We start from the raw sequence: 23,383 nt of genomic DNA on the forward strand, positions 1-23,383 counted from the left end.
GGGAGGCCCCATGGACATCAGCATCCTGCTCATCCAGAGCCTGAACGCATTCCAGTACGGCTTGCTGCTGTTCCTGGTGGCCAGCGGACTCACGCTGATCTTCGGGATCATGGGCATCATCAACCTGGCGCACGGCAGCTTCTACATGATCGGCGCATACATGGCGTTCGCGCTGGGCCCGCTGGTCGACCGCTGGCTGGGCGGCGGGTTTCTCACCACGCTGGCCGTCTGCGTGCTGGCGGCCGGCGTGATGGGATACCTGCTGGAAGCCGCGTTCTTCAGCTACCTGTACAAGCGCAATCACCTGCAGCAGGTACTGATGACGTACGGCCTGATCCTGGTGTTCGAGGAACTGCGCAGCATCCTGGTGGGCAACGACGTGCATGGGGTGCCGCTGCCCGAATGGCTGCGCGGCAGCATTGCGCTGGGCGACGTGATGACCTATCCCGTCTACCGCCTTTTCATTTCCGCCGTGGGCATCGTCGTCGCGCTGCTGCTGTACTGGATGATCTCGCGCACGCGGCTGGGCATGATGTTGCGCGCCGGCGCCAGCAACCGCGAAATGATCAGCTCGCTGGGCATCGATATCAACAAGCTATACCGCGTCGTGTTCGCCGCGGGCGTGGCGCTGGCGGCGCTGGCCGGCAGCATCGCCGCGCCCGTGTCGTCCGTGTATCCCGGCATGGGCAACGGCGTGCTCATCATCTGTTTCGTGGTGGTGGTGATCGGCGGCATCGGGTCGATTCGCGGCGCCTTCCTGGCCGCGATGCTGGTGGGCTTTGCCGAAACGTTCGGCCAGGTGCTGTTCCCTTCCGCGGCGGGCGTGCTGGTCTATCTGCTGATGGCCCTCATTCTTCTCTGCAAGCCCGAAGGGCTGTTCAAACAGGGCTAGGTCCTGTCGACCTAAAAAGGACCCACGCATGCGCGCGCCTCTGCTCAACCGACTTCTGCCCATCGCCACGCTGCTGGCGCTGGCGGCCTTTTCCTTCAGCGGCAGCGATTACTACACCGGCCTGGCGGTGAAGATCATGATCTACGCGATCTTCGCGCTCAGCCTGCAACTGCTGGTGGGCGGCGCGGGCTTGGTGAGCCTGGGACACGCGGCGTTCTTTGGCATCGGCGCCTACGTGGCGGCGCTGTTGTCGCCCGAATCGGAAGCGGCCAGCCTGTGGTGGCTGCTGCCGGCCGCCCTTCTGACAGCCGCCGCGTATGCCCTGGTGACCGGGGCGCTGGCGCTGCGCACGCGCGGGGTGTACTTCATCATGGTCACGCTGGCGTTTTCGCAAATGGCCTACTACGTGTTTCACGACACCAAGATCGGCGGCGGCAGCGACGGCATCTACCTGTATTTCCGGCCGGAACTCTCGCTGGGGGGCTGGATGCCGTTCGATCTGGGCAACGCCGGCACGTTCTATTTCTTTGTCCTTGCCTGTCTGGCGCTGACGTGGGGGTTTCTGGCGTTGCTGCGCCGCTCGCCGTTTGGCGCGGCGCTTGCCGGCATCCGCATCAACGAACAGCGCATGCGCGCGGCAGGCTATTCGACTTATCCCTACAAGCTCGCCGCCTATGTCGTCGGCGCCACGCTGGCCGGCCTGGCGGGCTTTCTGTTCGCACTGAAAGATGGCTTCGTCACGCCGGAGCTGTTGGCCTGGGAACAGTCGGGGCTGGTGCTGCTGATGGTCATCCTGGGCGGCATGGGCAGCCTGGGCGGCGCGGTGCTGGGCACGGTGGCGATGGTGCTGCTGCAAGAGCTGTTCCAGTCGCAGGACCTGTTTGGCGACTACGCACGCCATTGGCACCTGCCGCTGGGCCTGGCGATCATCGCGCTGGTGGCGCTGTTGCCGAACGGGCTGGCAGGTCTGCCGGCCCAATGGCGCGAACGCCGCCAGGCGCGCGCCGCGGACGTTCGCAAAGACGCGGCGCCCTCGGCCCGCGCGGAAAGCAAACCGGCGGCCGCGCGCCTGCCCATCCAGGGAGAACGCCATGTCTGATGTCCTGCTCTCGGCCGCCGCGGTCACGCGCCGCTTCGGCGGTCTTACGGCGGTCAACGGCGTGTCGCTCGATTTGCTGCGCGGCCAGGTGCATGCCGTGATCGGCACCAACGGCGCGGGCAAGTCCACACTCATCAACATCCTGTCGGGTGAACTGGCGGCCAGCAGCGGCCAGGTCACGCTGGGCAGCCGCGACATCACCGCCTGGCCTCAGCCCGAACGGGCGCGCGCCGGGCTGGGCCGCAGCTACCAGCGATCCACGATCTTTCCTGAACTGAGCGTGTTTGAAAACTGCCGGCTGGCCGCACAGGCCAGCCGGCAGCGCTTCTGGCACTGGTGGCGCGATGCCGCCAGCTGCCGGCGCAGCGCCGAGCTGGCGGGCGCGGCGCTGGACCGCACGGGCCTGGCCGGCGACGCGCGGCAGCCGGCCGGCCTGCTGCCGCACGGCCGCAAGCGTCAGCTCGAAATTGCAATGTGCCTGGCGGGCGAACCGCAGGTGCTGCTGCTGGACGAACCGCTGGCAGGTATGGGCCCCGAGGAAACCGACCGCATCCTGGATCTGCTGCAGACCCTGAAGGCGGGCCACGCGATCCTGCTGGTCGAGCACGACATGGACGCCGTGTTCCGCATCGCCGAAACCATCACCGTCATGGTCAACGGCAGCGCCATCGCCAGCGGCGCCCCCGCACAGATCCGCGCCAATCCGGAAGTGCGCACCGCCTACCTGGGCGAAGACGGACAAGGAGCGCATTGATGCACGCGCTGATCGAAGCAGGCGGCCTGCATGTGTACTACGGCGCCAGCCATGTCCTGCGGGGCGTGGACATGCACATCGCACCGGGCGAATCGGTGGGACTGGTGGGCCGCAATGGCATGGGCAAGACCACGCTCATCCGCAGCCTGATGGGCCATGTGAAAAGCGCACAGGGCAACGTGCGGGTGCGCGGCAGCGATTGCACCCACGCGCAGCCCCATGCAATCGCGCGCATGGGGGTGGCCTATGTGCCCGAGGGCCGCGGCATCTTTCCCAACCTGAACGTGCGCGAGAACCTGCAGGTGGCGGCGCGCCCGGGCCAGCGCGCAGGCCAGGACTGGACCTATGCGCGGGTGCTGGACACGTTTCCCCGGCTGCGCGAACGCCTGGGCCACGGCGGCCAGCAGTTGTCGGGCGGCGAACAGCAGATGCTGGCCATCGGCCGCGCGCTGATGACCAACCCCGACCTCCTGATCCTGGACGAGGCCACCGAGGGCCTGGCGCCGCTGATCGTGGCGGAGATCTGGCGCATCATCCGCGAGATCCGCGCCACCGGCATGTCCACGCTGATCGTGGACCGCAACTACCGCGCGGTGCTGGAACACACCGACCGGTGCCTCGTGATGGAAAAGGGATTGATCGTGCAGGATGGCGACAGCGCGTTGCTGGCCCGGCAGCCCGAGCAGTTGACGCGCTATCTGGGGGTGTAGCGGCGCGGCGCTTGGGGAGAACGCCCGCGAAGCGCCCGCGCCGCCGGGGCGACCGTCAGATCACGGCTTCGATCAGGAAGGGACCGCGCCGCTTCAGGCCTTCGGCCAGCGCGCGCGCAAAGCCTTCGACCGTATCCACGCTGACTGCTTCCACGCCCATGCCGCGCGCAAGATGGGTCCATTCAAGATGCGGATCTTGCAGGTCCAGCATGCGGCGCGCATTGCGGCCCGGTTCCTGCACGCCCACGTTCTTCATCTCGCCATGCAGCGTGGCGTAGGAACGGTTGGCCAGGATGATGGTGAGGCAATCCAGGTTTTCGCGCGCCTGCGTCCACAAGGCCTGCAGCGTGTACATGCCGCTGCCGTCCGCCTGCAAGGTCACGACCTTGCGGTCGGGGCACGCAACTGCCGCGCCCGTCGCCAGCGGCAGGCCGATGCCGATCGCGCCGCCCGTCAGCATCAGCCAGTCGTGCGGCGCGCTGCTGACGCTGTACAGCGGAAACTCGCGACCCTGCGTGATGGACTCGTCGCAGACGATGGCCTGCTCGGGCAGATGATGCGCGACCAGGATGTTGACCGCTGCGCCCGTCAGCTTGCCCGAGGCGGGCACTTCATAGTTGGCGGCAGGCGCTGCCAGGCGCGGCGCATCGGCGGCGATACCCAGTTCGTCGGCCAGCCATTCCAGCGCGTGCGGCAGGTCCTGGTCGGCCGTGGCCAGCACCACCTGGTTGCTGTCCTGCGGCGCCAGCAGGCTGGGCTTGCCGGGATAGGCAAAGAAACCGACCGGCGACTTCGCGCCCGCGAGCACCAGGTGCTTGACGTCCTTGAGCTTGGCGACGGCCAGGTCGATCGGATACGGCAGGCGGTCCACCGGGGTGCGCGAGCCGCCGCGCTCGATGCGGCGGTTCGACGTTTCCGATACCAGGCGCACGCCGGTGGCGCGCGCAATGCGCCCCGCCGCGTTCAACGCGCGCTCGCGCAGCGCGGCGCCGCCCAGCATCAGCACGGTGACTTCGCCCGAGCGGATGGCGGCGGCGGCGGCGCGCACGGCGTCGGCAGTGGTCTGCGCCAGCGGCTCGTCCCTGGCCACGATGGGCGCGGGCGCGTTGTCCGGCAATTCGGTCCAGGCCGTGTCAGCCGGCAGGATCAGGGTGGCGATGTTGCCCGGCGAACGGCGCGCCACGGCCACGGCTTCGGCGGCATCTGCCGACAGGGCCGACGCCGTCATCGTGCGCTTGACCCAGTGCGACATCGGCCGCGCAACGCCTTCCACGTCGCTGGTCAGCGGCGCGTCGTACTGGACGTGATACGTGGCGTGGTCGCCCACGATGTTGACCATGGGCGTGCGCGCGCGCTTGGCGTTATGCAGGTTGGCAAGGCCGTTGCCCAGGCCCGGGCCCAGATGCAGCAGCGTCGCCGCCGGCTTGTCGGCCATGCGGGCGTAGCCGTCGGCGGCCCCCGTCACCACGCCTTCGAACAGGCCCAGCACGCAGCGCATCTTCGGCTTGCGATCCAGGGCCGCCACAAAGTGCATCTCGGATGTGCCCGGATTTGCAAAGCAAACGTCCACATCATTGGCAAGCAAGGTGTCGCAGAGGCTGTCGGCGCCGTTCATCGTTGTTTCCCTAGTAGTTATCAATGGCAGTGCGGGTGGCATGGCCACCCGCGCAACGGACATCATAGGGAGCCTGGCGGATTCGCGATAGAGCCATTTACGATCGGGCACATGGAACCATTCCTTCGAGGTTCCGTCAGCCGAAACAATGCGACGGCGTGCGCCCGGGCGGTTCGTGTGGCCAGCTCAAGGCGTCTCCAAAAACGGCAAGGCCTCCCGAGGGAGGCCTTGCATGGGTCGGAAGGATTGCCTTATCCGGCCGCTAGGGCTGCCGGCACATCAGCGGATCGGCCACGGATACATCGCGCCGCCCTGGTTCCACAGCGCGTTCGTGCCGCGCTGCAGGCCCAGCTTGCTGTCCTTGCCCACGTTGCGCTCGAAGATTTCGCTGTAGTTGCCCACCGCCTTGATGGCGTTGTAGGCCCACTTCTCATCCAGGCCCATGTTCTTGCCGGCGCCCGGCGTCACGCCCAGGATGCGCAGGACGTTGGGATTCTTGCTCTTGAGCATTTCATCCACGTTCTTTTGCGTGATGCCGTATTCCTCGGCTTCCAGCAGCGCGAACAGCGTCCAGCGGACGATGCCCAGCCAGTTCTCGTCGCCCTGGCGGACCATCGGACCCAGCGGCTCCTTGGAGAAGCGTTCGGGCAGGATTTCGTAGTCGTTGGGGTTGGCGACCTGCGTGGCGCGCACGGCGGCCAGTTGCGAGGCGTCGTCCGTGAAGGCATCGCAGCGGCCGGATTCAAAGGCGCGCACGACTTCGGTCACCTTGTCGATCACGACCGGCTTGAACTCGATGTTGTTGGCGCGGAACCAGTCGGCCAAGTTCAGTTCGGTGGTGGTGCCGGGCTGCACGCAGACGGTGGCGCCGTTCAGTTCCTTGGCGCTCTTGACGCCCAGCTTCTTGCTCACGAGGATGCCCTGGCCGTCATAGAAGCTGGCGGCCACGGCGGACAGGCCGAGCGACGTGTCGCGCGTCTGCGTCAGCGTCACAGTGCGCAGCAGCACGTCGACTTCGCCCGACTGCAGCGCCGTGAAGCGTTGCTGGGTGGACAGCGCGGTGCCCTTGAACTTGGAGGCATCGCCGAACACCGCCGCCGCCACGGCACGGCAGATGTCCACGTCCATGCCTTCCCATTCGCCCTTGCTGTTCGTCGCGGAGAATCCAGAGACGCCGTCCGTCAGGCCGCACTGCACGAATCCCTTCTTTTTCACCGCGTCCAGCGTGGGACCGGCCATCGCCGCCTGGGACGCGCAGGCCAGGGCAATCGCGCCGGCCGCAACCATCAATTTCCGCTTCATGTTCTGCTTCTCCTGAGATAGATGGCCGCTCTGGGCTCGTAACCGGGAGCGGCTGAAATCGGGTCCCGCCTTACTGGACCGGCCGCCAGATTAAGGCATGTCCACAGCGTGAACAACGCACGAATCCCTAGTGAAAACCCGTAAGGCGCGTCGTCCGCGAATGACGCCCCCGTGTCCGGTGATCGAACTTTATTGCCGCGGCCCCGCGCCGCCCTGCGCATCCCCCCGTGCCATACTTTTTTTGCGTCTTTGTCCGATAGTCAGCAAAGCCGCAGCCCTTTAAAAAAGCCGGTCGCGTCACACAAAAACCCGGACGCGCACCGCTGATCGGCCAATTCATGGAGGAGACAAGTCCATGGCACAAGCATGCAAGTCGCAGCGCCCTCGCACGGCGGCCACTGACCGCCGCCAAGCCCTCAGGCACCTGCTGTTTGCCGCGCTGGCGGCAACCGGTCTGGCCGCCGGCCCTGCCCACGCGGCCGACAACTGGCCCAGCAAGCCCATCAAGATCATCGTGCCGTACACGCCGGGCGGATCGACCGACATCGTGACGCGCATCGTGATGGAAAAGCTGGGGCCGAGGCTGAACCAGACCATCGTCGTCGAGAACCGCCCCGGCGCAAACAGCAGCCTGGGATCGGCGCTTGCCGCCAAGGCCGAGCCCGACGGCTACACGTTCCTGTCGATGCTGCCGGCCTACATCATCAACTTTCACCTCTACAAGCTGGGCTACACGCCCGCGGACCTGACGCCGGTCGTGCAGATGGCGGACCTGCCGCTGTTTCTGTTCGTGGCGAACGAGCTGCCGGTCAAGAACGTGGCCGAACTGGTCGCCTATGCCCGCAAGAATCCGGACAAGCTCACCTATGCGTCCAGCGGCAATGGATCCAGCGCGCATCTGACCGGCGCCGACTTCGCGCTGCAGAACAAGATCACGATGACCCACGTAGCCTACAAGGGCAGCGCGCCGATCCTCACGGACCTGCTGGGCAACCGCGTGTCCATGGTGTTCGATCCCGTGCTGGTTCCGATGCAGTACGTCAAGCAGAACCGCCTGAAGGCGCTGGCGTTCACGGGCAAGGAACGCTGGCCCACGGAACCGGACATTCCCACGATGGAAGAAGCCGGCATGCCGGGTTTTGTCACCGGCTCGTGGGCCGGACTGATGGCGCCCGCCAACACGCCCAAGCCGATCATCGAACGCATGGCGCGTGAGATCAGCGAAATCGTCAAGGAACCCGACGTGCGGCAGAAGTTCGTGGATGCGGGCTTCTTGCCGGTGGGCGGCACGCCGACGCAGTTTGCCGAATTGATGAAGAAGGACTCGGCGCGCTACGCCGAGATCATCAAGCAGGCCAACATCACCGTGAACTGAGCGGGCCGGGCGCCGCCGCGCCCGCCCCATCGGAGCCCTCCATGATCGACAAGTTCATCGACACCCCCGCGGCTGCCGTGGCGGACATCCACGATGGCGCCACCGTGCTGATCAGCGGGTTCGGCGGCGCCGGCATGCCCACCGAACTGATCCATGCGCTCATCGACCAGGGCGCGCGCGACCTGACCGTGGTCAGCAACAATGCGGGCAACCACGAAACGGGCCTGGCCGCGCTGGTCAAGGCCGGGCGCGTGCGCAAGGTCATCTGCTCGTTTCCGAAGGCGTCTCACTCCTGGGTCTTCGACGCGCTCTACCGCGAAGGCCGCATCGAACTGGAATGCGTCCCGCAAGGCACCATCGCCGAACGCCTGCGCGCGGCCGGCGCCGGGCTGGGCGGCTTTTTCACGCCCACCGCCTACGGCACCGAGCTTGCGCGCGGCAAGGAGACCCGCATCATCAACGGCCGCGGCCATGTGTTCGAAGAACCCTTGCATGGCGACTTCGCGCTGGTCAAGGCCGACCGTGGCGACCGCTGGGGCAACCTCACCTACAACATGAGCGCGCGCAACTTCGGTCCCATCATGTGCATGGCCGCACGGACGACCATCGTGCAGGTGCGCGCCAAGGCCGAACTGGGTGAGCTACCGCCCGAGACGGTCGTGACGCCGGGCATCTTCGTCAAGCGCGTCACCGAAGTGCCCAACGCCGCCTTTTCCAGCTGACGCAACCCTTCATGCAGGAGTCCGCATGTTTCGTCCCCTGACCCGCGAAGCCATGGCGCGCCGCCTGGCCCTGGACATCCCCGACGGCAGCTACGTGAACCTGGGCATCGGCATGCCGGTGCTGGTGGCCGCGCATTTGCCCGAAGGCCGCGAGATCGTGCTGCACAGCGAGAACGGCATTCTTGGCATGGGCCCGCCCCCGGCCGAGGCCGACATCAACCTGGACCTCATCAACGCGGGCAAGCAGCCCGTGACGCTCTTGACGGGCGGGTCGTTCTTCCATCATGCGGACTCGTTCGCGATGATGCGCGGCGGCCACCTGGACATCTGCGTCATGGGCGGCATGCAGGTCGCGGCCAACGGCGACCTGGCCAACTGGTCGCTCAACAAGCCGGGCGAGGCGCCGGCCGTGGGCGGCGCGATGGACCTGGCCGTCGGCGCGCGCAGCGTGTTCATCATGATGGAGCACAACAGCAAGAACGGCGATCCCAAGATCGTCGAGCGCTGCACCTATCCGCTTACCGGCGCCGGCGTGGTGGACCGCATCTACACCGACCTCGCGGTCATCGACGTGACGCCGGACGGGCTTGTCGTCCGGGATATGATCGACGGCATGACCCTGACCGAATTGCAGGCGCGCACCGGCGCGCCGCTGCGCGCCGGCTGATGCTGCCGAACCTGCCTCCTCCGGGCTACGCGGCGCCGCCCGCGGCCGAAGACCATCCCGACCAGCTGCGCGGCGATCCGGACTACATGCTGACGCTGGCGCGCGGCCTGCACGTCATTCGCGCGTTCGGCACCCGCCGCCATCCCCAGACCGCCGCCGAGCTGAGCCGGCGCGCCAACCTGCCGCGCGCGGTGGTGCAGCGCTGCCTGCACACGCTGATCCTGCTGGGCATGGCCGAACAGCATGGCCGGCTGTACGTGCTGACGCCGCGCATCCTGGGGCTGGGCTACGCGTATTTTTCGTCCACGCCATTCGTCTCGCTGGCGCAGCCCGTGCTGGAGGAACTGAGCGCCACCGTGAACGAGACCTGCGCGCTCGCCATCATGGAAGGCCACGAGATGCTGTACCTGGCGCGTTCGGAGGTGAACCGCCTGCTGGCCACGTCGATGGGTCTGGGAAGCCGCTTGCCGGCGTATTGCACGTCCATCGGGCGCGTGCTGCTGGCAGAGTTGCCCGAGCCCGCGCTGGCAAGGTATTTCGCGGCAACCGACCTGCAGCCCTACACCGAGTTCACGTTGACCACCGAGGCAAGACTGCGCGCGGAACTGGCGCGCATCCGCGAGCAGGGATACGCGGTGGTCGACCAGGAACTGGAATTGAATGTGCGCGCGATCTCGGTGGTCGTGCGCTCGGCCAGCGGCAAGGCGTGCGGCGCCGTGAACGTCAGCGTGAAGGCCGCGCGCGTGCCGCTCGAGCGCTTGCAGGACGAATTCCTGCCGCCCTTGCGGCAGGCCGTTGAACGGATCGGGGAATTCCTGGCCGCCTGAGCGGCCAGGCTACAGGCCGGTGGTGTCCAGCGTGAAGGCGGCGGCGGCACGGCCAATGCGGTCGTTGACCGCGTGCCAGTCGTCGGTGGCGGGCGGCGCCTGCACGATGATGCGCGCATAGCCCTGCCCGTCCAGATCGCGCAGCAGGCCGTACAGCGCCTGCGCGTAACGGGCCGGGTCCGCCGGCACCGCTTGCCACTGCACGCGCGCATCGACTGCGGCGGGCTGCGGGCCGTAGGCCACCAGCACGACGCGCCCTTCTGGCAGGTTGCGTCCCAGCACCACTTCCTGCATGCGTGCGTCGCTTGCCAGTTCCAGCGGAGTGCGCGGCGCGTAATGCGCCTTCAGCGTGCCCGAGGCGCGCGGCGCCGCGGCGTCGGGCGCAAAGACCTGCACGCCCAGCACGGCTTCGAGCTGCGCGGCGCTGATGTGGCCGGGCCGCAGCAGCACGGGCCCCGCGCCCGTGTCCAGCCGCGACAGATCCAGGATCGTGGACTCGATGCCCACCTCCGACGCGCCGCCTTCCAGCACGGGCATGCCGGCCGCGACTTCGTCCGGGAACTCGCTGCGCACATGCTCGGCGCGGGTGGGCGACACTTGCCCGAACTTGTTGGCGGACGGAGCAGCCACGCCGCCCTGCCCGTTCGGCTTGCCGACGGCAAAAGCCGTCAGCAGCGCCTGCGCCACCGGGTGCGAGGGACAGCGAATGCCGATGCTGTCCTGGCCGCCGCTCACCGTGTCCACGATATGCGGCGCGCGCTTGAGGATCAGGGTCAGCGGACCCGGCCAGAACGCGTTGATCAGCAGCCGCGCCTCGGGCGGCACGTGCGCCGCCCAATACGACACATCGCCATCAGGCGCGATATGCACGATGACAGGATGGTTCGACGGCCGGCCCTTGGCCGCGTAGATCTTGGCAACCGCCTGCGGATTTTCGGCGTCCGCGCCCAGCCCGTAGACGGTCTCGGTCGGAAAGGCGGCCAGTTCGCCGTCCAGCATGCGCTGGGCGGCGTGGGCGATTTGCGCGGCGCTGGCGGTGGCGGGCGTGGAGGAGGACATCGGTTCGCCGCTTTATTCGGGCGCCTGCATGCCCAGCGCGGCCGCCACGCGGGCGGCATCGTCACGGGCCTGCTGCAGCGTGGCCGCCACGATGGTGACGTGCCCCATCTTGCGGCCGCGTCGCGCCTCGTGCTTGCCGTACAGATGCAGCTTGGCGGACGGCACCGCCAGCGCAGCCGCCCAGTCGGGCTCGCGTTGCGCGGTGTCGGTGTCGTTGGCGTACCAGATGTCGCCCAGGATATTCAGCATGACGGCCGGGGCCAGAAGGTCGGTGCCGCCCAGCGGCAGGCCGGCCATGGCGCGCGCCTGCTGCTCGAACTGGCTGGTGACGCAGGCATCGATCGTGTAGTGGCCGCTGTTGTGCGGGCGCGGCGCGATCTCGTTGACGATGAGGCTGCCGTCCTTGAGCACGAAGAATTCCACGCACAGCACGCCGTGGTAGCCCAGGCCCTGCGCGATGGCCTGCGCGGCCTCGGTCGCGCGCGCCTGGCGTTCGGCGTGGGCGGCGTCCTGCTGCACGGGCGCGGCGGTGGACACCGCCAGAATGCCGTCGCGGTGCACGTTGCGCGCCACGGGAAACACCACGCTGGCGCCGTCAAAGCCGCGCGCCAGCACCACCGAGATTTCGTAATCCAGCGGCATCAGCGCTTCCAGCACGCAGGCCACGCCTCCGAACTGGGCGAAGGCCGCGATGGCTTCTTCGCGGGTGTCGATGCGGGCCTGGCCCTTGCCGTCGTAACCCAGGCGGGCGACCTTGAGAATGCCGGGGAACAGGGCTTCGGACGCGGCATGCAGGTCCGCCTCGCTGCGGATGGCGGCGTGCGGCGCAACCGGGATGCCTTGCGCGGCGATGAAGGTCTTTTCCGCGATGCGGTCCTGCACGATCGCCACGGCGTCGCCCGCCGGGCTGACGCGGCAACGGGTCGCCAGCGCGCGCAGGCTGTCGGCGGGCACGTTTTCGAATTCGGTGGTGACGGCCTGGCAGGTCTGCGCCAGGCGGGCCAGACCGGCCTCGTCGTCATAGGCGGCCTGGATGTGCAGGTCGGCGACCATGCCGGCCGGGCACTCGGCGGCCGGATCCAGCACCGCCACCTTGTAGCCGAGGCTTTGCGCGGCGTGACAGAACATGCGGCCCAACTGCCCGCCGCCCAGCATGCCCAGCCAGCCGCCGGGCGCAATCATGAAAGAAGTCGATTGAGTCATACGCGTCAGGCCTCGGGCGGAACCTTCATGTCGCGCGCGGCCTGCGTCTGGCGGGCGCGGAACGCCACCAGCTTTGCATGCAGGCCGGCATCGGTGCCCGCCAGCGTGGCGATCACATGCAACGCGGCGTTGGCGGCGCCGGCTTCGCCGATGGCGAAGGTGGCGACCGGCACGCCCTTGGGCATCTGCACGATGGACAGCAGCGAGTCTTCGCCGCGCAGGTACTTGGACGGGACCGGCACGCCGAACACCGGCACTTCGGTCAGGGCGGCCATCATGCCCGGCAGGTGCGCCGCGCCGCCAGCGCCGGCGATGATGCCGCGCAGACCGCGCTGGTGCGCGGCGGCGCCGTATTCGGCCATGTCCTGCGGCATGCGGTGCGCGGAGATCACGCGCGCCTCAAAGGCGACGCCAAAATCCTCCAGCATCGTCACCGCGTGCTTCATGACCTCCCAATCGCTGGAAGATCCCATAATCACGCCCACCACGGGGGAGGCTTGCGCCGCTGCGGAAGTCTGGTCTGTCATAACCGGTGTCTAGTAGTTGAGACCACGGCGCACGCGCCGCGAAATGTCAGGAAACCGCGGGACCGGCCCGCGAAACCCGCTATTTTACCCGGCGCGGCGGACCCTACGGCGTGGCCGCCGTTTGCAGCCAAAGGTAGCTGACCGGATCGTCGGGGCAGGGACCGAAGCCGCACTGCAGCGTGGTGCTGCCGGCGTTGGCCAGCGCGACGATGAAAAACAGGGCCATGACCACCATGCCCAGCGCCGACACGGGCTTCTTGAGCATGCTGTCGCCCCATTTGCGGTCCACGCACAGCATCACGACGCAGAACACGATGATCGCTGTGAAGGCGACAAACGCCCACGTGTAGAAATGCAGGCCAAGAAAGGGAGTGCCGTAGCCCGCATCGCCCGGCGCGATGTGCAGCAGCACCTGACGCCCCGACGCAAGCATCCCGGCCAGCGCGCCCGCGATGCTCATCGCATAGTGCATCGGCGACGGTCCGAGCCGCATGTTCAAGAGGAATCCCACGCCGGCAAGCATCAGCGCGACACGCTGCAGCAGGCACAGCGGACACGGCAGTTCGTCGTAGGCGAATTGCCAGACGAAGGCCATGCAAAGGATGGCGGTGACCCCGAGCAAGGCCAGACCGTTGAGGATGCGCGAACCGCGCGCCGGGTTGCGTGAAAAGATCATTGCCGGCGCTTCACAGGGACAACGCCAGCGGACTGGTCATGTGGTAATTGCACCAGGCGGCAAAGATGACCAGGGTCAGCAGCCAGAACGTCACGCAGGGGCGGCGCCGGCCCACGAGACCAAACCATACTGCCAGCGTCCCCGTCACAAAGGGCAGCATCATCACCATGCGGCGCTCCTTTTCTCGGAATTCCCGAACCAAGCAGCGCACGAGTATAGCGTAACAATCCGAAATAATTTCATGCGGAAGCTGCGGGTTTGCCCGGGTGGGGAGGGTCGGTGTCAGACACCGGTTGGTGATGCCGATTAAGCACACGCGACAAAAAAAACCCGCTCGGCTGGAGCGGGTTTTTCAATGCGGGTCCGATCAGGCGATCAGGCGGTCCAGGGCTTCGCGGTACTTCGCGGCCGTCTTTTCCAGCACGTCCTGCGGCAGGCGCGGCGCGGGCGGCGTCTTGTCCCAGGTCTGGGTTTCAAGCCAGTCGCGCACGAACTGCTTATCGAAGGACGGCGGGCTGATGCCCACGCGGTAGCCGTCGGCAGGCCAGAAGCGCGACGAATCGGGCGTCAGCACTTCGTCCATCAGGTGCAGCGTGCCGTCGTCGTCCAGGCCGAATTCGAACTTGGTGTCGGCGATGATGATGCCCTTGGTCGCGGCAAAGGCGGCGGCCTCGGCGTACAGCTTGAGCGTGACGTCGCGGATGCGCTCGGCCATTTCCTGGCCGACTTCCTTGACCACGTGCGCGAAGTCCACGTTCTCGTCGTGCATGCCGAATTCGGCCTTGGCTGCGGGCGTGAAGATGGGCTCGGGCAGCTTGCTCGCTTGTTGCAAGCCCGCCGGCAGCTTGATGCCGCACACGGCGCCGGTCGCCTGGTAGTCCTTCCAGCCGGAACCGATCAGGTAACCACGGGCCACCGCTTCGACCAGGATCGGCTTCAGACGCTTGACCACCACGGCGCGGCCACGCACCTGGTCGACCTCATCGGGCGCCACCACGTCCTCGGGCTTCACGCCGGTGGAGTGGTTGGGCAGGATGTGCGCGAGCTTCTGCAACCAGAATTCGGTCAGTTCGGTCAGCACCTGTCCCTTGCCGGGAATGGGGTCGTCAAGGATCACATCGAAGGCGGAAATGCGATCCGACGCGACGATCAGCAACTTGTCGTCGCCGACGGCGTACATATCGCGCACCTTGCCGCGTCCCAGCAGCGGCAGGGACTTGATGCTGGATTCATGCAAAGCAGAAGTCACGGGAATGGCCTATGGCAAAAATGAACATTCCCGCCACGGGCGGGCGCCAGGGCGGGAAGTGGAACGAAATCGGATACCAGGCAGGCGCGGCGCCGCGCGGCGGCCCCTGCAAAGCGCATAGATTACTGCAAATAAGTTCACCTTGCCGCAGGCCAGACCCCGGGTTAGGCTTTGATCCCCATCCATAATTCGCGCCGGCCGCCCCCGGGCGTCACGGCGCAACCCGTCCGGAGACAGAGTCGTATGCAGGATGCTTCCCCCAAGCGCATGCCCCACGCCGACGCGCAGGTGCACATGACAGGCGGCTGCCAGTGCGGCGCCATCCGCTACGCCCTCACGGACGAGCCCATCACCGCGGCGACCTGCCATTGCCGGGACTGCCAGTATTCCAGCGGCGGCGCCCCAGCCCACGCCCTGATCTTTCCCGCCGGCGCGGTCACGCTGCTGCGCGGCCAGCCCAAGGAACACCGCTACCAGGGCGACTCCGGCCATACCGTCACGCGCAGCTTCTGCCCGTCCTGTGGGACGCCGCTGTTCGGCGGCTCGGAAGGCATGGGCTATGAGGTGGTGCGCGCGGGGTCGCTGGACGATCCCGAGGCGTTTCATTCCAAGGTGAGCCTGTGGACGGACTCGGCGCCATCGTGGCACCACGTGGACCGGACGGTGCCGAGCTTTGGGCGCAATTCGCCGGCATAGGCCGCGCGCATCACGTCCACAAAACAAAAGGGCTGGCCCTCGCGGACCAGCCCTTTTTTGCCTGAGCCGCCTTCACAAGGAAGGCGGCGCCGGCGGGGACCTTACTGCACCACTTGCGACAGCTTGCCCGACGCGTATTGCGCGGCGATCTCGGTCAGCGGCAGCGGCTTGATCTTGCTGGCGTTGCCGGCGGTGCCGAATTCCGTGTAGCGAGCGACACAGATTGCCTTGGCGGCGGCGCGGGCGGGCTTGAGGTATTCGCGCGGGTCGAACTTTTCGGGGTTCTCGGCGAAGAAGCGGCGGATCGCGCCGGTCATGGCCAGACGGATATCGGTGTCGATATTGATCTTGCGCACGCCGTACTTGATGGCTTCCTGGATTTCCTCGACGGGCACGCCGTAGGTTTCCTTCATGTTGCCGCCGAATTCACGGATCTCGGCCAGCAGTTCCTGCGGCACGCTGGAGCTGCCGTGCATCACCAGGTGGGTGTTGGGCAGGCGGGCGTGGATTTCCTTGATGCGGGAGATCGACAGGATGTCGCCGGTGGGCTTGCGCGTGAACTTGTAGGCGCCGTGGCTGGTGCCGATGGCAATCGCCAGGGCGTCCAGCTGCGTGCGGCGCACGAAGTCGGCGGCTTGTTCCGGGTCGGTCAGCAGCTGATCCATGGTCAGCTTGCCGTCGGCGCCGTGGCCGTCTTCCTTGTCGCCTTCCATGGTTTCGAGCGAGCCCAGGCAGCCCAGTTCGCCTTCGACGGTCACGCCCAGCTTGTGCGCAATGTCGACGACCTTCTTGGTGACTTCGACGTTGTAGTCGTAGTCGGCGATGGTCTTGCCGTCTTCTTTCAGCGAGCCGTCCATCATGACGCTGGAGAAGCCCAGGTCGATCGCGCCCTGGCAGATCTTGGGCGACTGGCCGTGATCCTGGTGCATGACCACGGGAATGTGCGGGTAGGACTCAACGGCGGCCTGGATCAGGTACTTGAGGAAGCCTTCGCCCGCGTATTTGCGCGCGCCGGCCGAGGCCTGCATGATCACCGGGCTGTCGGTCTCCGCCGCGGCTTCCATGATGGCCTGGACCTGTTCCAGGTTGTTGACGTTGAAAGCCGGAATGCCGTAGCCGTGCTCGGCGGCGTGGTCGAGCAACTGGCGCATGGAGACTAGGGCCATGAGTGGTCCTCCTTAGGTACTGTCTATTGAGAGATGGTTGAAGCCTTGCTGAATGGCGTGATTTTACGGGGGAATCGAAGAAAGGTCTTGCAACGGCCGGTATCCTATCCATTCAGGTGATACCGCAAGGGGCGGGACGGCTGATATCCCGACTTGCGATCTCGTCCATGCGGACCAGAAGTCCGGCACGCCAGGCCTTTGCCGCCCCGCTTGTGACCTAGGGCTGTGGCCTACGGCCTGCCCGCGTGCGGCACGTCCACCTGCGTCGTCAGGATGCGGGCCTGGGGTTTGGCCCGGCGATTGGCTTCGACAAAATCCGGCGCCGCCGCCATGAAGAGCGTCCTGCCGTCGGGACCGCCCAGCGCGGCCGCGAAGATGCCGAACTCGCCCGTGTCGATCTGCTCCAGGATCCTGCCGCCCCGTTCGACCCGCACGATGCGCTTGCCGATGGCATCGCCCACCCAGAGCGCGCCTTCTTCATCCAGCGCGCCGCCGTCCGGGGCGATCTTTGAGGCGGCGATCAGCGTGGCGAGGTCGTCGCTGTCCGGCAGCTCGCCGAAGTTGGCCCAGTCGCGGCGCGGGCCCAGCACGCCATTGGGCTCGATGTCGAATTCGGAAATGCGGTTCGCGAAGGTCTCGTTGACGATCAGCGTCTTGCCGTCGGGCGTGATGAACGACCCGTTGGGAAAGCACAGCCCGTCCGCCACCACCTGCGCCACGCCGTCCGGGTCCACGCGCACCAGCGTCGTCGTGCGGACTGCTTCACCCGCCATGATGTCGAACCCGAAGTTGCCCACATACGCCCTGCCCTGCGCATCCACCACCATGTCGTTGATGGGACCGCCGGTCAGCGCGGAGAGGTCCGCGTGAACCGATAGCGTGCCGTCCGCCTCGCGGCGCAGCAGCTTGCGGTCTTTCATGGAGGCGATCAGCAGGCGGCCATCGGGCAGCCAGCCCAAACCGGAGGGCTGCTGCGGCACCAGGCAGACACGGTCCACGGCGCCCTGCAGCGTCACCGTGATGACCTGCCCGGTATAGAAATCCGAGGCCCACAGGCGGTTTTCGTGCCAGCGCAGCCCTTCCAGATAGGTGTAGCCGGAAGCCAGTACGGACAATTCGCGATTCGGCATTGCTTTGTCTCCCATGTCGCCCCGCTCGGGGCGGGTTCCCAGGTGGCGTCCGGCCTGTCTTGACGAGACCGGAAGGGGCATTCTGGCACGGCTGATCCGTCCCCAAACTGACAACTGGCTGTCAGGTTGGCGGCGTTAACATCGCGCCCCAAGGGTTAACCCGAGCAGCACCTGGAGCCCTGGCATGTCCGTCACCGGACCGCCTGCCCCCGCCTTCATGCCGGCGGACCTGGCCCCTCGGGCCAAGCGGCGGCTCCCGTTTTCCCGTATTCAACATGAACACTAAGAAGCTGACGCGTTATATCGGCATCGCCATGGTGCTGGGCATCGTGGTGGGCTACTTCTGCAACAAGTTCGCGCAGAACCAGCAGGAGGCGGCGCAGATCGCCTCGTACTTCAGCCTTGTCACCGACATCTTCCTGCGCATGATCAAGATGATCATCGCGCCGCTCGTGTTCGCCACCCTGGTGACCGGCCTGGCCAGCATGAGCGACGCCAGCGCGGTGGGCCGCATCGGCATGCGCGCCATGATCTGGTTCATCGCCGCCTCGGCGATCTCGCTGCTGCTGGGCCTGGCGCTGGTCAACATATTCCAGCCCGGCGCGCACATGAACCTGGCGATTCCGGACGCGGGGCTAACCTCGGGCCTGAAGACGGGCGACTTCACGCTCAAGGCGTTCATTGCGCACGTGTTTCCCAAGAGCATCGCCGAAGCGATGGCCAACAACGAGATCCTGCAGATCCTGGTGTTCTCGCTGTTCTTCGGCGCCGCGCTGTCGTTCATCCGCGGCAAGGGCCACAACACGATCTACAACATGATCGACGAGCTGGCCAAGATCATGTTCCGCGTCACCGACTACGTGATGCGTTTTGCGCCGCTGGGCGTGTTCGCCGCGATGGCCGCCGCCATCACGACCGAAGGCCTGGGCGTGCTGATCAGCTACGGCAAGCTGATCGGCGAGTTCTATCTTGGCCTGGCCCTTTTGTGGGCCATTCTGTTCGGCGTCGGTTACCTGTTCCTGGGCAAGTCCACGCGCCGCCTGGGCGGCCTCATCAAGGAACCGACCCTGCTGGCCTTCTCGACCGCGAGCAGCGAATCGGCCTATCCCAAGACGATCGAGGCGCTGGCGCGGTTCGGCGTGTCCAAGCGCATTTCGGGGTTCGTGCTGCCGCTGGGTTACTCGTTCAACCTTGACGGCTCGATGATGTACCAGTCGTTCGCGGTGCTGTTCATCGCCCAGGCCTACAACATCGAGATGAGTTTCACGCAGCAGCTCACCCTGCTGCTGGTGCTGATGGTGACGAGCAAGGGCATGGCCGGCGTGGCGCGCGCCTCGCTGGTGGTGGTGGCCGCGACGCTGCCGATGTTCCACCTGCCCGAAGCCGGCCTGCTGCTCATCATGGGCATCGACCAGTTCTTCGACATGGGCCGCACCGCCACGAACGTGGTCGGCAACAGCCTGGCCACGGCCGTGATCGCCAAGCTGGAAGGCAATGAAGAGGATCTGCCCGCGGATACGGACGCCGAGATTGCCGGCGAGTCGGTCGCCGGGACTGTGGACGCGACCCTGCAACCGGCGCGGACTGCCAGCCAGAACGCATGAAAATACGGGCCGTAACGGCCCGTTTTCAATGGTGCGCGCCCGCTTGACCGGCGCGAGTGCCGGGCGCAACATAAAAGCCCTTTTCGTCACGCACCGGCGAGGCGCGCATGGGCGCCGCGCCCGGCCCCGCACACCATGAATCTTCTGTTCTCGCCCCGCGCGGCCGCGGCGCTTGCCGCCGGCCTGTTCGCCTGCATTCCCCCTGCTCACGCCTGGACCCGCATTTCCTGCGATCTGGCGGGCACGGTCTCCACCTTTCCCACCACTTATCGGCAGTTCCGGACCGACGGCACGGCGCTGACGCAGGTGCTGTTCAAGCTGAAAGTCAAAACCGCCGACATTCCCGACGGCGAAAGGGCCGACACGGACTGCGGCGAGTTCGTGGACAAGGAGGTGGAGGTGGTGCTGGAGAACGTGCCAGCGCGCACCATCTTGCGGGGCAAGCCGTTGAAGGTGCGCTACAAGTACGACGAATCGCTGGGGCAAAGCCTGGCGACGCGGTACGAACTGCCGCGCTGACCTTGCCCCGGCTGGCCGGGTGGCGTCAGTCGTTTACCGAGCAGGACACGGGCGCGCCGTCCTCGAACTCGACGTCGTAGGTGTGCACCGGATCCCAGGGCAGCGTGAACCAGAGCTCGTAGCCGTCGCCGTCTTCGTCAAACAGCCACAGCGCGCGCAGCACGGCTTTTTCAGCCATGGCTTCGGCCGTTTCTTCGGCCAGGAGCTGGTCGTCTTCGATGCCCAGCTTTTTGTAGTGCTCGTACGAATAGTTGTCGAGCAGGAAGTCGGCCGCGGCCAGAATCTGGTCGTCCAGGTTGTCCAGAATGCCCTTGACCACCTTGGATGCGCCGGCATCGGGCTCTTCGCCGTCGGTCTGGACCATGACGTGGATGGGGGGCCGGCCCTCGCCGGCGGGGACGTTTTCCGCCGCCCACAGATCGGGTTCTTCGAGGTCCTGGGTGAAATTGAATCGTGCCATCTGGGGCTCCGTGAATTGGATGGGCAAGCCGGAAAAGGCAGCGGCTTGCCCGGGGCCGTGTGGCCTTTCAGCCATTTAACCAGATGCCGGCTACTTCGTCTGTGGCGGGAAGCGACGTTTTTGCGCCTAGGACATGTGCATGTCTTGCCAGACAGGCTTGCGCCGCCCGTGCAGGTCAGGCCTGAGCAGGCACGGGTGCTGCCGCGTTGGCGCACAGGTCCAGCAAAATGTCGGAAAACTGCGACTCGGCCGTCAACGCCTGCTCGCGCTTCCTCCGGATCAGGTTGATCGGCGGCAGCTCCCAGCCAAAATCCCAGGGCACCATGCCCAGCCTGCCCCGCTGGCATAGTTCGCGCGCGATGTCTTCGGGCACCACCGAAATCGACGATTCGTTCTGCGACAGGATGCCCTCGATCACATCCGTCGAATAGGCCTCCAGCACGGGCGACGGCGGCTGCAGCCCCGCACGGATGAAGTGTTCGACGATCAGTTGCCGCGTGGGCGTATTGGCCGCCGGCAGCACCCAGTCCAGCGCCGCCACCGCGGCCCAGTCGGGCTTGCGCCGCGCCAGCCGCTGGGCCAGCCGCCCGTGCGCGACCAGGCGGGGCCGTTGGCGGTACAGCACGCGATGAATCAGGTCTTCGTGCATCACCGTCGAAGTGGCGCGGCTGATGATGCAGTCCAGCTCGTGCTGGCGCAGCATCGGCACCAGATGATCGGTCGTGGCGCGGTGCAGGCTCAGCGTCACGCCGTGGCGCTGGTGCAATTGGCTGATGGCGGCGGTAAGCAAGGCGCTGGACACGTAGGGGACCACGCCCACGTGCAGGTGCGCGGAGCGGCCGGCCTGCAACGCCTCGACTTCGCGCTCCCACAGGTCCAGATCGCTGAGCATGTGACGCGCCCGCACCAGCGCCAGATTGCCCAGTTGGGTGGGCTGCAGGCCGCTGCCCGTGCGCAGGAACAGGGGCGCGCCGAAGATGTCCTCCAGCTCGGCCAGGGCCTTGGTCACCGCGGGCTGGCTGATGCCGGTCTGCGCGGCGACCCGCGTCAGCGATTTATGGCGGTCGATATTGACCAGCAGCATCAGATGCCGGTGCTTCAAGCGGTTGGCAAGTCGGACGGCATCGCGGCTCATGGCGTTTTCCAGATAACCATTTGGTTATGCAATTATGCCCATAAAGATAAAACTAGTTATTTCTGGGTCCTATACTGCACGCATCATTCCCTGCCCTCCCGGTATCCCGCGATGAATCCGTCCTTCACCACCCGACCTGAAATACGCGGCACGTACGGCGTGGTCTCGTCCACGCACTGGCTGGCCTCGCAAGTGGCCATGAGCGTGCTGGAGCGCGGGGGCAACGCGTACGACGCGGCCGTGGCCGGCGGATTCGTCCTGCAGATCGTCGAGCCGCACCTGAACGGCCCCGGCGGCGAAGTCCCCATCCTGATCTGGAGCGAACGCGAAAAGCGCATGCGCGCGCTGTGCGGCCAGGGCCCGGCGCCCGCGCTGGCGACCCCCGCCTATTTCCGCGAGCTGGGCGTGGACCTCGTGCCGGGGATCGGCCTGCTGCCCGCCACGGTACCGGGGGCGTTCGGCGCCTGGCTGACGCTGCTGCGCGACTACGGCACGTGGGAGCTGGCGGACGTCCTGCGCCCAGCCATCGACTATGCGCGCGACGGCTTTCCGCTGGTCCCGCGGATCTCGCAGGCGATCCTGGCCGTGCAGGCGCTTTTTCGCGACGAATGGAAAAGCTCGGGCGAGGTCTGGCTGCCCGGCGGCCGCGTGCCCGCCCCCGACGCGCTGTTCCGCACGCCGGCCATCGCGGCCACCTACACCCGCATCCTGGACGAAGCGCACGCCGCCAGCACCGACCGGCGCGGCCGCATCGATGCGGCGCTGGACGTCTGGTACCGGGGATTCGTCGCCGACGCGATCGACAGTTTCTACACCAACGAGGCCGCGCTGGACACCACCGGCCAGCGCAACCGCGGGCTGCTGCGCAAGTCCGACCTGGCCGATTGGCGCGCAACCTACGATGAACCGCTGACCACGCAATATGGCCGCTACACGGTCGCCAAATGCGGCGTCTGGTCGCAAGGCCCGGTGCATCTGCAACAGCTGGCGCTGCTGCGCCACCTTGACGTGGACAAGCTGGACCCGCTGTCGCCGCAGTTCGTGCACCGCGTGGCCGAAGCCGCCAAGCTGGCGTTTGCCGACCGCACCGCCTGGTACGGCGATCCCGATCACGCGCAGGTGCCGCTGGCGGCGCTGCTGAGCGACGACTATGCCCGAGCGCGCGCCGCCTGCATCGGCGAGCGCGCGTCGGCCGCGCTGCAGCCCGGCAGTCCGGAGGGGCTGTCGCCGCGCCTGCCCGATCTGGACGCCGCCATCCGCACGCTGGCCGCCTCGGACACGCGCTACGGCGTGGGCGAACCGACCTTCGCGGCGTTGCCGCCCGTCGACGAATGGGCCTCGCGCGAATTGTTCGTGGGCGACACCTGCCAGATCGACGTCATCGACCGCGACGGCAACATGGTGGCTGCCACGCCGTCGGGCGGCTGGCTGTCGTCAAGTCCCGTGGTGCCCGCGCTGGGCTTTTCGCTCACGACGCGCCTGCAGATGACCTGGCTGGACGATGGCGTGCCGGGCCAGCTGCAGCCGGGCAAGCGCCCCTGCACCACGCTGTCGCCCGGCCTTGCGCTGCGCGACGGTCAGCCTTACATGGCGTTCGGCACGCCGGGCGGCGACCAGCAGGACCAATGGACCGTCGCGTTCTTCCTGCGTCACGCCATGGGCATGAACCTGCAGGCGGCAATCGACGCGCCGTCCTGGCATATCGATCACTTTCCAGGCTCGTTCTGGCCGCGCGCACTGACGCTGAACCGGTTGACGGTGGAGTCGCGCATGCCGGCGGCCACGCTGGACGCGCTGCGCGCGGCCGGTCACGACGTCAAGGTGGGACCGGACTGGTCCGAAGGCCGCATCAGCGCATGCACGCGCGAACCCGCCGCGGGCGGACGCCTGCTGTTGCGCGCCGCCGCCAATCCCCGTGGCATGCAGGGATACGCCGTCGGCCGCTAAATCGCTTTTCATTCGACCGGCTCTCAGAAGCCGGACACTACGCAAGGGG

24 protein-coding genes are annotated in these 23,383 nt (G+C 66.8%); 12 read left to right on the forward strand and 12 right to left on the reverse strand.

Features of this window, described 5'->3' with window-relative positions:
- Positions 1-10 precede the first annotated feature (10 nt).
- The 4 genes from HV786_RS16985 to HV786_RS17000 are packed head-to-tail and all read left to right on the forward strand — an operon-like array spanning position 11 to position 3,455.
- The gene (locus HV786_RS16985; RefSeq protein WP_056326745.1) at positions 11-892 is read left to right on the forward strand and encodes a branched-chain amino acid ABC transporter permease; all 882 of its coding nucleotides are present in this window, start codon (positions 11-13) and stop codon (positions 890-892) included.
- Positions 893-920: 28 nt separating this feature from the next.
- Complete coding sequence (locus tag HV786_RS16990; RefSeq protein ID WP_175211314.1) at positions 921-1,991, forward strand: branched-chain amino acid ABC transporter permease; 1,071 nt, start codon at positions 921-923, stop codon at positions 1,989-1,991.
- Complete coding sequence (locus HV786_RS16995; RefSeq protein ID WP_175211316.1) at positions 1,984-2,745, forward strand: ABC transporter ATP-binding protein; 762 nt, start codon at positions 1,984-1,986, stop codon at positions 2,743-2,745. The genes HV786_RS16990 and HV786_RS16995 overlap by 8 nt, the downstream gene beginning before the upstream one ends.
- Complete coding sequence (locus HV786_RS17000; protein WP_128827332.1) at positions 2,745-3,455, forward strand: ABC transporter ATP-binding protein; 711 nt, start codon at positions 2,745-2,747, stop codon at positions 3,453-3,455. Before HV786_RS16995 ends, HV786_RS17000 begins: the two co-directional genes overlap by 1 nt.
- 55 nt (positions 3,456-3,510) lie before the next feature.
- On the opposite strand, the gene HV786_RS17005 is transcribed toward HV786_RS17000, so the two are convergent.
- Together HV786_RS17005 and HV786_RS17010 are read right to left on the reverse strand one after the other, a co-directional pair.
- Positions 3,511-5,070, reverse strand: a complete 1,560-nt coding sequence (locus tag HV786_RS17005; RefSeq protein WP_175211318.1) for an acetolactate synthase large subunit — start codon at positions 5,068-5,070, stop codon at positions 3,511-3,513.
- A gap of 279 nt (positions 5,071-5,349) precedes the next feature.
- Entirely contained in the window at positions 5,350-6,372 is a 1,023-nt protein-coding gene (locus tag HV786_RS17010) for an amino acid ABC transporter substrate-binding protein (protein ID WP_056326734.1), read from the reverse strand.
- A gap of 355 nt (positions 6,373-6,727) precedes the next feature.
- Here HV786_RS17010 and HV786_RS17015 point away from each other — a divergent pair, with 355 nt between their 5' ends.
- Genes HV786_RS17015 through HV786_RS17030 form a run of 4 tightly spaced genes read left to right on the forward strand, consistent with a single transcriptional unit; the run spans position 6,728 to position 9,963 of the window.
- On the forward strand, positions 6,728-7,747 hold the full coding sequence (locus HV786_RS17015) for a Bug family tripartite tricarboxylate transporter substrate binding protein (RefSeq protein WP_128827331.1): 1,020 nt from the start codon (positions 6,728-6,730) through the stop codon (positions 7,745-7,747).
- Between the two features lie 41 nt (positions 7,748-7,788).
- Positions 7,789-8,469: a 3-oxoacid CoA-transferase subunit A gene (locus tag HV786_RS17020; RefSeq protein ID WP_128827330.1), complete on the forward strand. Its 681-nt coding sequence runs from the start codon at positions 7,789-7,791 to the stop codon at positions 8,467-8,469.
- 25 nt (positions 8,470-8,494) lie between these two features.
- The gene (locus HV786_RS17025; protein WP_175211320.1) at positions 8,495-9,136 is read left to right on the forward strand and encodes a 3-oxoacid CoA-transferase subunit B; all 642 of its coding nucleotides are present in this window, start codon (positions 8,495-8,497) and stop codon (positions 9,134-9,136) included.
- Positions 9,136-9,963: an IclR family transcriptional regulator domain-containing protein gene (locus tag HV786_RS17030; protein ID WP_175211322.1), complete on the forward strand. Its 828-nt coding sequence runs from the start codon at positions 9,136-9,138 to the stop codon at positions 9,961-9,963. Before HV786_RS17025 ends, HV786_RS17030 begins: the two co-directional genes overlap by 1 nt.
- A 9-nt stretch (positions 9,964-9,972) precedes the next feature.
- Here the strand turns inward: HV786_RS17030 and HV786_RS17035 are convergent, their stop codons facing one another.
- The 6 genes from HV786_RS17035 to HV786_RS17060 all read right to left on the reverse strand — a co-directional run bounded on the left by HV786_RS17035 (position 9,973) and on the right by HV786_RS17060 (position 14,677).
- Entirely contained in the window at positions 9,973-11,022 is a 1,050-nt protein-coding gene (locus tag HV786_RS17035) for an L-threonylcarbamoyladenylate synthase (protein WP_175211324.1), read from the reverse strand.
- A 12-nt stretch (positions 11,023-11,034) separates the two neighbouring features.
- On the reverse strand, positions 11,035-12,225 hold the full coding sequence (locus tag HV786_RS17040; protein ID WP_175211326.1) for a 5-(carboxyamino)imidazole ribonucleotide synthase: 1,191 nt from the start codon (positions 12,223-12,225) through the stop codon (positions 11,035-11,037).
- A 5-nt stretch (positions 12,226-12,230) separates the two neighbouring features.
- On the reverse strand, positions 12,231-12,752 hold the full coding sequence (purE, locus tag HV786_RS17045) for a 5-(carboxyamino)imidazole ribonucleotide mutase (protein ID WP_175211328.1): 522 nt from the start codon (positions 12,750-12,752) through the stop codon (positions 12,231-12,233).
- Between the two features lie 103 nt (positions 12,753-12,855).
- Positions 12,856-13,428, reverse strand: coding sequence for a disulfide bond formation protein B (locus tag HV786_RS17050; RefSeq protein ID WP_128827329.1), 573 nt, complete (start codon positions 13,426-13,428; stop codon positions 12,856-12,858).
- 10 nt (positions 13,429-13,438) lie between these two features.
- Entirely contained in the window at positions 13,439-13,597 is a 159-nt protein-coding gene (locus HV786_RS17055; RefSeq protein ID WP_167427990.1) for a DUF5993 family protein, read from the reverse strand.
- Between the two features lie 198 nt (positions 13,598-13,795).
- Positions 13,796-14,677 carry a phosphoribosylaminoimidazolesuccinocarboxamide synthase gene (locus tag HV786_RS17060; protein ID WP_056326717.1) on the reverse strand — a complete coding sequence of 294 codons (882 nt, stop codon included), beginning with the start codon at positions 14,675-14,677 and terminating at the stop codon, positions 13,796-13,798.
- A gap of 243 nt (positions 14,678-14,920) precedes the next feature.
- Here HV786_RS17060 and HV786_RS17065 point away from each other — a divergent pair, with 243 nt between their 5' ends.
- Positions 14,921-15,373 carry a GFA family protein gene (locus tag HV786_RS17065; RefSeq protein ID WP_128827328.1) on the forward strand — a complete coding sequence of 151 codons (453 nt, stop codon included), beginning with the start codon at positions 14,921-14,923 and terminating at the stop codon, positions 15,371-15,373.
- A 101-nt stretch (positions 15,374-15,474) separates the two neighbouring features.
- Here HV786_RS17065 and fba read toward each other — a convergent pair whose 3' ends face one another.
- Positions 15,475-16,539, reverse strand: a complete 1,065-nt coding sequence (fba, locus tag HV786_RS17070; protein ID WP_056326713.1) for a class II fructose-bisphosphate aldolase — start codon at positions 16,537-16,539, stop codon at positions 15,475-15,477.
- Between the two features lie 230 nt (positions 16,540-16,769).
- A complete protein-coding gene (locus tag HV786_RS17075; RefSeq protein WP_128827327.1) occupies positions 16,770-17,669 on the reverse strand; it encodes an SMP-30/gluconolactonase/LRE family protein in 900 nt (299 codons plus the stop codon).
- 275 nt (positions 17,670-17,944) lie between these two features.
- On the opposite strand from HV786_RS17075, the gene HV786_RS17080 reads away from it, so the two are divergent.
- Positions 17,945-19,273 carry a dicarboxylate/amino acid:cation symporter gene (locus HV786_RS17080; protein ID WP_128827326.1) on the forward strand — a complete coding sequence of 443 codons (1,329 nt, stop codon included), beginning with the start codon at positions 17,945-17,947 and terminating at the stop codon, positions 19,271-19,273.
- Between the two features lie 135 nt (positions 19,274-19,408).
- Positions 19,409-19,792, forward strand: a complete 384-nt coding sequence (locus tag HV786_RS17085; RefSeq protein WP_128827325.1) for a hypothetical protein — start codon at positions 19,409-19,411, stop codon at positions 19,790-19,792.
- Positions 19,793-19,817: 25 nt separating this feature from the next.
- On the opposite strand, the gene HV786_RS17090 is transcribed toward HV786_RS17085, so the two are convergent.
- Together HV786_RS17090 and HV786_RS17095 are read right to left on the reverse strand one after the other, a co-directional pair.
- The gene (locus tag HV786_RS17090) at positions 19,818-20,252 is read right to left on the reverse strand and encodes a hypothetical protein (protein ID WP_128827324.1); all 435 of its coding nucleotides are present in this window, start codon (positions 20,250-20,252) and stop codon (positions 19,818-19,820) included.
- Between the two features lie 175 nt (positions 20,253-20,427).
- Positions 20,428-21,387 (reverse strand): LysR family transcriptional regulator, encoded by a 960-nt coding sequence (locus tag HV786_RS17095; protein WP_175211330.1) that lies wholly within the window; start codon positions 21,385-21,387, stop codon positions 20,428-20,430.
- Positions 21,388-21,498: 111 nt separating this feature from the next.
- Between HV786_RS17095 and HV786_RS17100 the strand changes: the two genes are divergently transcribed.
- Positions 21,499-23,334 carry a gamma-glutamyltransferase family protein gene (locus HV786_RS17100; protein WP_175211332.1) on the forward strand — a complete coding sequence of 612 codons (1,836 nt, stop codon included), beginning with the start codon at positions 21,499-21,501 and terminating at the stop codon, positions 23,332-23,334.
- Positions 23,335-23,383: the final 49 nt, after the last annotated feature.

It is taken from the genome of Achromobacter mucicolens, from assembly GCF_902859725.1.
Taxonomy (GTDB): domain Bacteria; phylum Pseudomonadota; class Gammaproteobacteria; order Burkholderiales; family Burkholderiaceae_B; genus Achromobacter; species Achromobacter mucicolens.